The following is a 13,226-nucleotide window of genomic DNA, read 5'->3' on the forward strand; positions in this document are numbered from 1 at the left end:
AATCGAGCGGAGCTGGAGCTGATGTTAAGGGTTTTTCCCTAACCCCCAGTCCCCAATCCCTAGTCCCTGTTTTTAGATTTTCTGGGTTTCCCCAAGTCCCTAATCCCCAGTCCCTAGTCCCTGCATTTAGGAAACCATGAACATCTCCGCCACCTTCATACGCCGACCGGTCGCCACCACGCTCCTTACCATCGGGCTGGTGCTCGCGGGCATCATCGGCTTCCGACTCTTGCCGGTGTCGCCGCTGCCGCAGGTCGACTTCCCGACCATCTCGGTGGGCGCCTCGCTCCCCGGCGCCGACCCGGAGACCATGTCCACCTCGGTGGCGGCCCCGCTCGAGCGCCAGTTCGGCCGCATCGCCGGGGTGACCGAGATGACCTCCACCTCGAACCGCGGCTCCACGAGCATCACGCTGCAGTTCGAGCTGAACCGCGACATCAACGGCGCCGCCCGCGACGTCCAGGGGGCCATCAACGCGGCGCGCGGCTACCTGCCGGCCAACCTCCCCAGCAACCCGACCTACCGCAAGGTGAACCCGTCGGACGCGCCGATCATGATCATCGCGCTCACCTCGGACACCATGACCAAGCCGCAACTCTACGACGCGGCCTCCTCGATCCTGAACCAGAAACTCTCGCAGGTGGAAGGGGTGGGACAGGTCTTCGTGGGGGGAAGCTCACTCCCCGCGGTGCGCATTGATGTGAATCCGCTGGCACTGAACCGCTACGGGGTGAGCCTGGAAAACGTGCGCGGCGCCATCTCCGCGACCAACGTGAACCGCCCCAAGGGGAACCTGGTAAAGGGCGACCAGAGCTGGGAGGTCCGCTCCAACGACCAGTTGCGCAAGGCGGCCGAGTATCTTCCCCTGGTGGTGAGCTATCGAAATGGGGCTGCGGTACGGCTCACCGATGTGGCGAGCGTCCAGGACTCGGTGGAAGACATCCGCACCATGGGGATCGTCAACTCGAAACCCGCCGTCATGGTGATCCTGTTCCGCCAGCCGGGCGCCAACATCATCAAGACGGTGGACAACGTGCGCGCGCTCCTGCCCCAGCTGAAGGCGGCGCTCCCCGGCGGCGTCGACCTCTCCGTGGTGCTGGACCGCACCCCGCCCATCCGCGGCTCCCTGAAGGACGTGGAACTCTCGCTCATGGTCTCGGGTGTCCTGGTCATCCTGGTGGTGTTCTGGTTCCTGCGCAACGTGCGGGCGACGGTGATCCCCGCCGTGGCGGTGGCAGTCTCCATCATCGGCACCTTCGCGGTCATGTACCTCCTGGACTACTCGCTCGATAACCTCTCGCTCATGGCGCTTACCATCGCCACCGGCTTCGTGGTCGACGACGCCATCGTGGTCCTGGAGAACATCACCCGCTACCGTGAGGCCGGGCTCTCTCCCCTGGACGCGGCCTTGAAGGGGAGCAAGGAAATCGCCTTCACCGTGGTCTCCATGAGCATCTCGCTCATCGCTGTCTTCATCCCGATCCTGCTCATGGAGGGGATGGTGGGGCGGCTTTTCCGCGAGTTCGCCGTGACGCTCTCGGCGGCCATCCTGGTCTCGCTGGTGGTGTCGCTGACGCTTACCCCGATGATGAGTGCGAAGCTTCTGAAACCGGAAGTGCCACGCGAGCACGGCTGGCTCTTTCGCTTCTCCGAGCGCTCCTTCACCTGGCTGCACGGACACTACGAGACCACGCTGCGCTGGGCGCTGCGCCATACCCGGATCATGCTCGGCGTGCTCATGATCACCCTGGTGGTGAACGTGTTCCTGTTCCGCCTGGTCCCCAAGGGGTTCTTCCCCGAACAGGATACCGGCCGCATCTCGGGCTCCATCCAGGCTGCCCAAGATACCTCGTTCCAGGCGATGAGCGAGAAGCTGGCCCGGGTGGTCGCCGTGATCCGCCAGGACCCCGATGTAGAGTACGTTACCGGCTTCACCGGCGGGGGGGGCTCGACCACCAACACCGCGCGGATGTTCATAGCGCTGAAGCCCTTCGAGAAACGGAAGGCAACCGCCTCCGAGGTCATCAAGAGGCTGCGCCCCAAGCTTTCCCAGATTCCCGGTGCGCCCACCTTTCTGCAGCCGGTGCAGGACCTCAGGGTTGGCGGCAGGATCAGCGCCTCGCTCTACCAGTACACCCTGAAGGGGACCAACTCGACCGAACTCAACGACGCCTCGCAGCGGCTCCTGCGCAAGCTGCGCACCGTGCCGCAACTGGTGGACCTTAACTCGGACCTGCAGGACAAGGGGCGCGAGGCGACTCTGGTCATCGACCGCGCCACCGCCTCCCGCATGGGGATCACCCCCGCCGCCATCGACAACACGCTTTACGACGCCTTCGGGCAGCGCCAGGTTTCGGTCAGCTACACGCTTTTGAACCAGTACCACGTGGTGATGGAGGTCGACCCGGCCTTCTGGCAGAGCCCGGAGACCCTGAAGGACATCTACGTGCCCGGGACCGGCGGGACCCTGGTGCCGCTCTCCACCTTCACCCACTTCGAGCCGACGGCCTCCGCACTTGCCGTGAACCACCAGGGGCAGTTCCCGGCCATCACGCTCTCCTTCAACCTGGCGCCGGGGGTGGCGCTCGGCGAAGGGGTGAAGGCGATCGAGGCGGCGGCGCGGGAGGTCGGCATGCCGGCCGGGGTGCAGGGGAGTTTCGCCGGCACCGCGCAAGCCTTCCAGGCGTCGCTCGCCAACGAGCCGCTTTTGATCCTGGCGGCGCTCGTCACCGTGTACATCGTGCTCGGCATGCTCTACGAGAGCTACATGCACCCGATGACCATCCTCTCCACGCTCCCCTCGGCGGGGGTGGGGGCGGCGCTCGCGCTGCTCTTATTCAAGACCGACCTGAGCCTCATCGCCATCATCGGGGTGATCCTCCTCATCGGCATCGTCAAGAAAAACGGCATCATGATGGTGGATTTCGCCCTGGCCGCCCAACGCCAGGAGGGGAAGAAACCGGACGAGGCGATCTTCGAGTCCTGCCTCTTGCGGTTTCGCCCCATCATGATGACCACCATGGCGGCGCTCTTCGGTGCACTGCCGCTGGCGCTGGGTACCGGGGTGGGGAGCGAGCTCAGGCGCCCGCTGGGGATCTCCATCGTGGGGGGGCTCATCTTCAGCCAGATGATGACCCTGTACACCACGCCGGTGGTCTACCTCTACCTGGACCGCCTGCGTGCCTGGCTCGATAAAAAGCGCGGCAGAAGCGAAACGCGCCGCCTCTACGAGGAGAGCCGCAACCAGCTCGCCCCGGATGCCGATCACTGATTTTTGCGTTATTTTGTGTCCCTGAGGTCCTTTTTGCGTCCCTTAGGTCCTCGATAAGGAACTGACCATGACCGACCGTCTTAAAAAACTGAGCCTGCTCCTCGCCCTGGCCCTGCCGGCGCTCGCCGCCTGCACCGTGGGGCCCAACTACGTCCGTCCCGAGGCCCCGGTACCGGTGGCCTTCAAGGAGGTCAAGGGGTGGAAGCTCGCCGAGCCCGGCGGCACCGGGAAGCTCAGCGCGACCTGGTGGCAGCTCTACAACGATCCGGATCTGAACGCCCTGGAAGAGCAGGTGGTGATCTCCAACCAGAACCTGAAGGCCGCCGAGGCCCAGGTGCGTCAGGCCCGCGCCATCATCCAGGAACAGCGTGCCGCGTACTTCCCGACCCTCACCGTGGGCGCCTCGATTACCCGCTCGCAACGCGGCGTAACCACCACGAACGCCTCCGGGGGAAGCCAGAGCAGTACCGTGAGCGGCACGGCCTATTCGCTCCCCTTCAACTTCTCCTGGGAAGCGGACGTCTGGGGCCGGATCCGGCGCAGCGTCGAGGCGGCCAGCGACAGCTACCAGGCAAGCGAGGCAGACCTGGCGGCGGCCCGGCTGAGTGCCCAGGCGGAACTGGCGCAGGATTACTTCCTGCTCCGGGTCCAGGACCTGCAGCAGAAGCTTCTGGACGAGACGGTGGCGAGCTACCAGAAGGCCTACGACCTCACCCTGAACCGCTACAAGGGGGGCGTCGTGGCGAAGAGCGACCTGCTCCAGGCCGAGACCCAGCTGAAGACCGCCCGCGCCCAGGCGATCGACCTCGGTGTGCAGCGCGCCCAGCTCGAGCACGCCATCGCGCTGTTGATCGGCAAGCCCGCCTCGGACTTCGCGCTCCCGGTGCGTCAGTTCACGTCAGTTGTCCCCCAGATCCCCACCGGGCTTCCTTCCGAGCTCCTGGAGCGCCGGCCGGACATCGCCGGGGCCGAACGGCGCATGGCCGCTGCCAACGCCCAGATCGGGGTGGCCAAGGCCGCCTACTACCCGACGGTGGGGCTCTCGGCCTCTGCGGGGCTGCAGTCGACGAGCTTCGCAGACTGGTTCAGCTGGCCCAGCCACTTTTGGTCTGTCGGGCCGGTGCTGTCGCAGACGCTCTTCGACGGCGGACTGCGCCGAGGGCAGAACGAGCAGGTTCTGGCCGCCTACGACCAGACCGTCGCCAACTACCGGCAGACCGTCCTGGCCGGGTTCCAGGAGGTCGAGGATAACCTCGCCGCGCTGCGCATCCTGGAGGCCGAGGCGCTGGCCCAGGAGGATGCGGTGCGCGCCGCGGCGGAAACCGTCACCGTGGCGCTCAACCAGTACCGTGCCGGGGTGATCAGCTACCTCAACGTAACCGTCGCCCAAAGTACCGAACTCGCCAACCGGCGCAGCGCGGTGAGTATCCTCGGCCGGCGCCTGACCGCGAGCGTGCTGTTGATCCGCGCCTTGGGCGGCGGCTGGGACGCCGCGGCGCTGGCCGATGGAGCAAAAGCTCCCTAAGGTTCTCAAAGGTTCTCACGGAGTTCAGTCCGGCTGTCATAGGGACTCTTGTCGGTCTTTGAGCTTGTCAAAGCCGGACCCTTGCTATACTATCCAGCCGGAATAGATTTCGGTTAATTAGGGAGGGCTGCTGTGAATACTGCGTTAAAAGCTCTTTGTCTCCTGGCGCTTGTCGGTTTTTCCGGGTGTGGCATCGATTGGTTCCCCAAAGTTACTCCAGCACCGACACCCAATGCCTTCAGCTTTACCTCGAAGTTCGGAGTACCCCTCCAGGGGCAGATTTCCTCCAATACCGTTACCATCTCCGGGTTCGCCAATAACTCCACAGCGGGCTCCGTCAGCATCTCGAGCGGCAGTGCCTTCTCGATTAATGGCGTGCGCGCCACCAGTCTCACCGGAACCGTAAAGAACAAGGATCTGGTCAAGGTCTATCAGACTGCCTCGAGCGTGCTGGGAGGCACGCAGGTATCCACCCTCACCATAGGGACCCAGCCGGGGACGTTCACAACGGTCACCCAGACGATGGCCACCCCGACCTTCACGGCGAGTACCAACCCCACCCCGCCCGCAAATACCACGCAGATCACGACCGGGCTCCTCAACGCGTTGGACTCGGGAGGGCACAACATCAGGATGAGCGGCAACACTACCTCTTTCGCGGTGACCGACGCCAACAACGGTGACGTGATATCCTTCACAAGCTCTACGGCCACCTTCCCCATCTTGAGCCTCGCGAACCATCACATTTTGCTGCGGATTCCGTCGGGTGCCACGGGAACGACCTCTCTGACCGTCGATGCCACAACCTACGTCATAGACAACACCACGTTTGCGGTAACCACCCTTCCCCAATAGCTTTTCCCCCGCGAGGTGGCGCCAGGCGTTGGCGCCACCTTGCCTGTACCATTTGACAGCACCTCCTGGCGCTGTTCTCTCTCTGCTTGACGCTTACTCCTCGTTGCCCAACCAGTCTCCCCCTGTTCCCTGTTCCTAGCAGTCCTGCCCTTTACCGCGTTCTACCTCGTCTGTCAGTCAGTTCCGGGACTCTGAGATGCTCTCTTTGTTCCGGATGTGGCGCACTACCTCCTATGAGACCCCTTTCATTGACATTGCGCAGCGGTAATGCTATCAATAGTTAAAAGATGCTAATGATTCTGCTTGAGGGAGGTGGAATATGAGGATGCGCGTGAAACTGGCTCTTGTCTGTGGCCTGTGGTCGCTGCTTGTGGTCCCGTTCGGCGGCCGGCCAGCCTTCGGGGTGGAGGAGATGACGCCGACCGACCTGAGCCGGGAGCTCGAGGAAATGCCGGTCCTGACCGGGGAGGAATGGCAGACGCTGCAGCTCGACACCAAGGTCGCCTTCATCTGGGGGGTGGGGCACGTGGTCACCATCGAGGAGAACGTGGTACAGCGGCACCCCGAACTCAAGCGGCCGGACTTTACCGCGAAACTGGCCGAGGGGTTGCGCGGGGTCCCCATGAGTACCATCATCCAGGCGGTGGACGCCTACTACCGCAACAATCCGGACGATGTCGACATGCCGGTACTGCGGGTGGTTTGGCGTCAATTGGTGAAACCGAAACTTAAAACGGGGATTGCGGACCGACCCCTGGCCACCAGCCAGCAGTAGCGCCGGACCGCAGGTCCAAGGAGGTAACCATGAGAGTAATCAGGATCGTGACTCTCCTCATACTGGCCTTGGTGCAGTTCGGCTGCGTCGGCATGTCGAACCGGCAGCAGGGCACCTTGAGCGGTGGCGCCATCGGAGCCGGTGGCGGCGCACTTTTGGGAGGGATCTCCGGCGGGAGCCCGGCCGTGGGCGCGGTGCTTGGTGGTGCCGCAGGCGCCTTGACGGGCTATATCCTCGGCGACCCCGGCGACCATCGCGGCGGACGCCGTCACTACGAGCACAGGTACTGAGTACGCCAAGGGTGGAGCAGCAAGTAGCCGGAAGGGGCGATCCCGATCCGGTACCACAAGGAGGTACACCATGAAGGTCGTAAGAAGCATCACCGTGGCAGCGCTCGCCCTGCTGCTCATCGGGGCGCTGACCACCGCTGCGCTGGCCAGGGATAACGTGAAGGACGTCAGGGATTCGGCCAACGTGCTGCAGACCATCATGAAGATTCCCGAGAAGGGGATTCCGCCGGCACTTTTGCGGGATGCCCAGGCTATCGTCATCGTCCCGGACGCCATCAAGGGGGCCTTTATCGTGGGAGGGCGTCACGGCACCGGTGTGGTCGTGGTGCGCCAGGAAGGGGGCGGCTGGAGTGATCCGGCTTTCGTGAGCCTGACCGGCGGCAGTATCGGCTGGCAGGTAGGGGGACAGGCAACCGACGTCATCCTGGTCTTCAAGCACCGCAAAGGCGTAGAGGGACTCTTGAAGGGTAAATTCACCCTGGGTGCGGACGCCGCCGTGGCTGCCGGCCCGGTGGGGCGCAGCGCCGAGGCCGCCACCGATATCATGCTGAAGAGCGAGATCCTCTCCTATTCGCGCAGCCGCGGTCTTTTTGCCGGGGTTTCCCTGGAAGGAGCATCCCTGCAGGTGGATGAGGACGCTACCGCGGAATACTACGGAGGCGGTGTACGTGCCGCCGACGTCCTTTCCGGCAAGGGGGGCAAAGCCACTCCCGAGGTGAAACACTTAAAACAGCTGCTGCACACCTACTCGACGATGAAATAGACCCGCGCCGGGAGCTGAGTCAAAGCTCCCGGCTTTTCATTGGTCCTTAAGGCAGCCGGCAAGCCGCACCTGAGGTAACCCTGAAAAATTTCTCCAGTAGTTCCGGTCCGGTACCGATACAGCACAAGTGAGATCTTGCCCCAAACCGCTGATCCTGCTACATTGTTCTCTCCCGCCGGCCAAATAAGCCGCCTGGAGCCCCTTCAAAGCCCGTCTGTCACGTCGAGCCTCCCGCTCGTTGCAAAGGAACTACCTGCATGACCTACCCGAGATGTCTTGGCGCCACCCTTACCACCTCACTGCGTTGGCTGGTACTTGCCGCGGTCACCGTGGCCGCCCTGGTGCCGGTACCGGCCCGGGCCGTGGGAGCCGCCCCGGTACCTTCCCGCGAACCTGCCAAGGTCTTCGCTCCCACCGGCCGCGCCAACTTCATCGTCTCGGGTCTGGACACCCTGTCCGGTTCGGCGGTGGAGATCTTCACCCTCGCCCTCGCCGGCAAGATGGACCGGGTGCCCAAGAAGTTCGAGCTGCTCAAAAAGAATGCCGCCGCCTTCGACTACCTCCAGGACGAGGGGAACAGCATCCTGCTGCCGCGCCTGGGACGCACCATCGCAGACCTGGACACCGCGGTGCAGACCAAAAACCGCCTGGACACCATGCGCTACTCGAACCGCATCACCCTGATCGCGGCGACGGTCGCGGTCCCCTTCAAGCCGGTGCTGCCAACCGAGGTGCTGCTGCTCGACTACAACGGCCGCGAGCTGGAGATCTGGAGTGAGGTGAAAAAGCTGGACAAGCTCTCCAACGTGGTGATCCGCATGCACCTCGCCTGGCAGACCCTGATGCCCAAGCTCGTGGAGCAGAACAGCCTCAAAGAGTTGCGCCGTTTCTCCGACCTGATGGGGCACCTGGAGCTGGCCAAGACCCCCGAGGAGTACGCCAAGCTCTCGCGCCAGGTGCTGGTGGAAGTCGAAAGTATGAAGTCTTTTTTCAGCAAGCCGTCCCCCAAGTAGCCGCACCGGCGGCTACTTCCTCCCTCGCCCCGCAACTGTCCCTTGCGCCAGCTGTGCCGCAAGCTGTTTTCCCTCCTGAATTTTCCAGCCGACCCCTTGTAGGAAAAATAGCCATACTCTCCATGCTGGTCACGGTATCTATTCAAGTTTGTTCACGGACTGACCGAGAAGTGACAAAGAGTTCCTCTTCTCCTGGAGCGGGATGGAGAGCGGGGAAGCCTGCCGATCCGGGAGATCCCGGCTGCGGCGCTCTCCCGAGTGTATGCTCGTTTCCTGTCGTTACTGATGCTGGAGTTTTACCTTAACGTCGACTTAACCGGTTTTGGGGTTCCATGACAACCACGCCAGCAGATAAAACGGGTGCACCAAGCGGCGCAGGAGGTCGACTCCGGCGGCTCTGCACGCTCGCCGGCGCCCTGGTGCTGCTGGTCGGCCTGCTCGTGGGGCTTACCGGCCCGGTACGCGCGGCGGGTAGTGCGGAGTACCAGGTGAAGGCGGCATTTCTGTACAACTTCCTGAAATTCGTCGAGTGGCCCAGCGACAGCACCACCTCGTCCGGCAGCTTGACCCTGGGGATCCTCGGCAAGGACCCGTTCGGCGAGGCGATCGAAGAGGTGCGCGGCAAGACCGCCAAGGGGCGGCGCATCGCGGTGGTGCACCTGCGTACCCCCGAGGAGGCCCGGGATTGCGACCTGCTCTTTATCAGCGCCTCGGAGAGGGGGCGCTTGGCACAGATCCTCAAGACGGTGCAGAACTACCGGGTGCTCACCGTCGCGGACCAGGAAGGGTTCTGCCAGGCGGGGGGGATGATCAACCTGGTCTCGGTGAAAAATAGGGTCGGTTTCGAGGTGAATATGGCCGCAGCCACCAGGGTGCGTCTCAGGATCAGTTCGCAGCTGCTCAAGCTGGCCAGGCAGGTGCTGGAATGATACGAATGCTTCCCAACCTGAAAAACCTTTCGATTCGGCGCAAGCTGATCGCGCTCTTGGTGCTCACCAACTGCGCGGTGCTGGCCGTGGTGGCCTGCGCCTTTGTGTTCAACGAGGCGACCCAGTTCCGCACCGGTGCCCGTGCCGAAATGGCGGCGTTGGCGGAGATCATTGGTAACAACACCTCGGCCGCGGTCGCCTTCAACGACCGGGTCGCGGCGACCGAGACCCTCTCGGGGCTGCGTGCCAAACCCTCCATCATGGCAGCCTTCGTGCTTTTGAAGGACGGCTCGGTACTGGCGAGCTACCTGGGGCAGGGGGTGCAGCCCGCCGGGCTCGGCTTCGTGGTCACCGGCTCCGACGGCATCCGGGTCGATACCGCCCGGCTTTTCGCAAAGGTACGGGCAGCCGATTCTCCGTTTGCCCTTGCCTCCGACCTCTACGGCACGGCGCCGATCGTCCTGGACGGCCAGCAGATCGGCACCGTGGTTCTGCGCTCGGATTGCCGCGAGCTTGCCGACCGGCTGCTGCGCTTCTTCGGCCTGGTGGTCGCCGTCATGCTCGGCGGCCTGGCCCTGGTCTACTTCCTGGCCTCCCGGCTGCAGCGGGTCATCTCCGATCCGATCCTGCACCTGGCCCAGGTGATGAAGCGGGTCTCCCAGGAGCGCTGCTACTCGGTGCGCGCCGAAAAACAGGGCGAGGATGAACTGGGAACCCTCATCGACGGCTTCAACGAGATGCTCGGCCAGATCGAGGATCGCGAAGCGCGGCTGGCGGCCCAGCGCGACCAGCTGGAGGACCAGGTGCTGGAGCGCACCGCCGAGCTGAGCCAGACGGTTGACAAGCTCAAACTGTCCAAGGAGGCGGCCGAGGCCGCCAACCTCGCCAAGTCGCAGTTCCTCGCCAACATGAGCCACGAGATCCGCACCCCGATGAACGGCGTCCTCGGGATGGTGGGGCTTTTGCTGCAGAGCGGGCTCTCCGGCCAGCAGCGGGGCTTTGCCGAGGCGGTGCGCAGCTCGGGAGAGTCACTGCTCTCCATCATCAACGACATCCTGGACTTCTCCAAGATCGAGGCGGGGCGCCTCGAGCTGGCGACGGTCGCCTTCGACCTGGTCGAGGCGCTGGACGAGGTGGCGGAGATGTTCGGGCCGGGGGTGCAGCGCAAGGGGATCGAGCTCACCGCCCTGGTGCATGAAGGGGTGCCCCGCCTGGTTGAGGGGGATCCGGTACGGCTGCGCCAGATACTGGTGAACCTGGTGGGGAACGCGGTGAAGTTTACCGGGGAAGGGGAGGTGCAACTGCGGGTTGGCGTTGCGGAGCGGCTGGGCGACGAGGTGTTGCTACGTTTCACCGTTACCGACACCGGTATCGGGATCGCCCCCGAGGCGCAGGAGCGCATCTTCGACAGCTTTTCCCAGGCCGACTACTCGACCACGCGTACCTACGGCGGCACCGGGCTGGGGCTCGCCATCGCGCGCCAGTTGGCCGGCCTCATGGGAGGGAAACTGGGGGTGGAGAGCGAGCTGGGAGCCGGCTCCACCTTCTGGTTCACGGCACGTCTGAAACAGCAGGACCTCCCGGCTCAGCCGGACCACCACGGCGTCCCGGAACTCGACGGCGTGAAGATCCTCCTGGTGGACGACAATCCGACCACGCTCGAGGTGCTGCAGCACCAGGTCGCGGGGTGGGGGATGCGCAGCTCCCTGGCCGGCGACGCCCCCCAGGCGCTCGAACTCCTGCGCCAGGCGGCCGGCAGTGACCCCTTCGAGGTGGCGCTTCTCGACCTCTTCCTGCCGGGCATGGACGGCATCGAACTGGTGCGCACCATCAAGGCGGACCCGGCGCTCGCCGCGCTCCCCCTGGTGATGCTGAGCTCCTTCGGGAGCGAAGAGCGGGCCCAGGCGGCGCTCGACGCGGGGGTGCTGCGCTTTCTCAACAAGCCGTTGGGGAGTGCCCGCCTTAAGGAGTGCCTCAGCTCGGTACTGGCAGGGGAGGGGGGCGGCGCCGGCGAGCGTTCCCCGGACCCGACGCCGGTCTCCTTCGACGCCTCCATCCTGGTCGCCGAGGACAACCCGGTCAACCAGGAGGTGGTGCGCCACATGCTCACGCTCCTGGGGTGCCGCATGGAATTGGCCGAGGACGGTATCGTGGTGGCGGAGGCCGCGGCCCGCGGCGGGCACGACCTGATCTTCATGGACTGCCAGATGCCGCGCCGGGACGGCTTCGTAGCTACCACGGTGGTCCGGGAGTGGGAGGCGCGCGAGGGGCTCCCGCGCATCCCCATCGTCGCGCTCACCGCCAACGCCATCGCCGGGGACCGCGAGCGCTGCCTGGCAGCAGGCATGGACGACTACCTCAGCAAGCCCTTCGACCTGAACCAGCTGCGCACCATGCTGCAGCGCTGGATCCCGGCACTCGCCAGGGAGGCAGCCGAGCCGCCACGGGAGGTGCAGGGGACGGTAGAGCGGCGGCCCGAGCCGGGGCAGGCTGGGGCCGCCGCGCCGGTGGTCTTCGACCGGGAAGGGCTCTTGCAGCGTATCGGGGGGGATCAGGCGTTCCTGGGGATGTTCGTGGAGAAGTACCTGCAGAGTACCGAAGAGCTGCTGGCGGCGCTGGGGGTGGCGATCCGGGAGGGGGACGGGCCCGGCATCCACCTTAAGGCCCACAGCATCAAGGGGGCCGCCGCCAGCATAGGGGCGGAGGCGATGCGCGCGGTGGCACTGGAGATGGAGACCCGCGCCAAGGCGGGGGAGTTGGCCGGTCAGGACCGGCTCTTTGCCCGGCTGGAACAGGGGCTCGCCGAGTTCCGCGCGGTGAGCGCGGAGTTGGTCGCGGCCTAGTCGGCAAGCTCCCCGGCGCTGAAACCTATCCGGCTCACCTCTTCGACGAGCCGCACCCCGGTTTGGCTCAGGACCCGCTCCTTGACCAGGCGCGCCAGCTCAAGCACGTCGCGCGCGCTCGCCCCCCCGGTGTTGATCAGGTAGTTCGCATGGATCCCGCTTACCTGGGCGCCCCCCACCCGGAGGTTGCGCAGCCCCGCCTGGTCGATGAGCCAGCCGGCGGGAAGCCTCCCCTCCCGGGCCGCAACCCGTTGTTCGGCCTCGAAGCGCGCGACAAGCGCCCGGTCGCTCACCACGGGATTGGTGAAGTAGGAGCCGACGCTCTGCTCGCAATCCAGGCGGCGTGCCGCCCGCTTGGCGAGGGTCTCCGCCACCCGCTCCTCGAGCTCCTCGACCGGTGCCGGCGCAAGGGAGAGCCGGGTTCCCAGCACCACCAGGGCCGGGTCCTGCTTGAAGCGGCTGTCGCGGTAGCCGAAGCGGCACTCCGCACGGCTCACGATGCGCTCCTCGAGGCTCCCCGCGTCGAGCACCCGCACCGAGGTACAGACCTCCCCCAGCGAGCCGCCGTAGGCTCCGGCGTTGCCGCGCAGCGCACCACCCACCAGCCCAGGTATCCCCGCCAGCGTTGCCACCCCGGCAAGTCCCCAGCTGGCACAGCTCCGCACCAGATCGATGAGAACCACCCCCGCCTCGACCTCCACATCCGTCCCTTCCCGGTTCAGTGCGCGACCGGTATTCCTGATCACCAGCCCGGGAAACCCCGCGTCGCTGATCAGGAGGTTGCTGCCACCTCCCATGAGGAAGAAGGGGAGCCCCTCTGCGCGTGCGAAGGAGAGTGCCTCGCGCAGCTCTGCGAGGCCGGCGACCTCGGCGTAAAAGCGGGCGGGCCCGCCGATGCCGAAGGTGGTGCAGGGGGCGAGGGGGAAATGTTCTCTGAGCTCGATCATGGCTACTACCTTAAC

The 13,226-nt window shown here is 65.1% G+C and carries 10 protein-coding genes; 9 read left to right on the forward strand and 1 reads right to left on the reverse strand.

The genetic code is table 11. From position 1 onward, the window contains the following. Positions 1-136: 136 nt before the first annotated feature. From H7688_RS20330 to H7688_RS20370, 9 genes are all read left to right on the forward strand, one after another. Positions 137-3,271 carry a multidrug efflux RND transporter permease subunit gene (locus H7688_RS20330; protein WP_183363092.1) on the forward strand — a complete coding sequence of 1,045 codons (3,135 nt, stop codon included), beginning with the start codon at positions 137-139 and terminating at the stop codon, positions 3,269-3,271. A gap of 67 nt (positions 3,272-3,338) precedes the next feature. Then, a complete protein-coding gene (locus H7688_RS20335; RefSeq protein ID WP_183363093.1) occupies positions 3,339-4,796 on the forward strand; it encodes an efflux transporter outer membrane subunit in 1,458 nt (485 codons plus the stop codon). Between the two features lie 132 nt (positions 4,797-4,928). Further along, on the forward strand, positions 4,929-5,651 hold the full coding sequence (locus tag H7688_RS20340) for a hypothetical protein (protein ID WP_183363094.1): 723 nt from the start codon (positions 4,929-4,931) through the stop codon (positions 5,649-5,651). Between the two features lie 331 nt (positions 5,652-5,982). Continuing rightward, positions 5,983-6,426 carry a hypothetical protein gene (locus H7688_RS20345; RefSeq protein WP_183363095.1) on the forward strand — a complete coding sequence of 148 codons (444 nt, stop codon included), beginning with the start codon at positions 5,983-5,985 and terminating at the stop codon, positions 6,424-6,426. 29 nt (positions 6,427-6,455) lie between these two features. After that, entirely contained in the window at positions 6,456-6,716 is a 261-nt protein-coding gene (locus H7688_RS20350) for a YMGG-like glycine zipper-containing protein (RefSeq protein WP_183363096.1), read from the forward strand. Between the two features lie 70 nt (positions 6,717-6,786). Then, positions 6,787-7,479, forward strand: coding sequence for a lipid-binding SYLF domain-containing protein (locus tag H7688_RS20355; protein WP_183363097.1), 693 nt, complete (start codon positions 6,787-6,789; stop codon positions 7,477-7,479). Between the two features lie 257 nt (positions 7,480-7,736). Further along, positions 7,737-8,492: a hypothetical protein gene (locus tag H7688_RS20360; protein ID WP_183363098.1), complete on the forward strand. Its 756-nt coding sequence runs from the start codon at positions 7,737-7,739 to the stop codon at positions 8,490-8,492. A gap of 332 nt (positions 8,493-8,824) precedes the next feature. Next, positions 8,825-9,421 carry a TOL_0243 family YfiR-like periplasmic protein gene (locus tag H7688_RS20365; RefSeq protein WP_183363099.1) on the forward strand — a complete coding sequence of 199 codons (597 nt, stop codon included), beginning with the start codon at positions 8,825-8,827 and terminating at the stop codon, positions 9,419-9,421. After that, positions 9,418-12,264, forward strand: coding sequence for a response regulator (locus tag H7688_RS20370; RefSeq protein ID WP_183363101.1), 2,847 nt, complete (start codon positions 9,418-9,420; stop codon positions 12,262-12,264). Before H7688_RS20365 ends, H7688_RS20370 begins: the two co-directional genes overlap by 4 nt. On the opposite strand, the gene murB is transcribed toward H7688_RS20370, so the two are convergent. Further along, the gene (murB, locus tag H7688_RS20375) at positions 12,261-13,211 is read right to left on the reverse strand and encodes a UDP-N-acetylmuramate dehydrogenase (protein WP_183363103.1); all 951 of its coding nucleotides are present in this window, start codon (positions 13,209-13,211) and stop codon (positions 12,261-12,263) included. The two genes, H7688_RS20370 and murB, sit on opposite strands and share 4 nt — an antisense overlap. Positions 13,212-13,226: the final 15 nt, after the last annotated feature.

The sequence above is a fragment of the Geomonas limicola genome (genome assembly GCF_014193675.1).
In the GTDB taxonomy this organism is placed as follows: Bacteria; Desulfobacterota; Desulfuromonadia; order Geobacterales; family Geobacteraceae; genus Geomonas; species Geomonas limicola.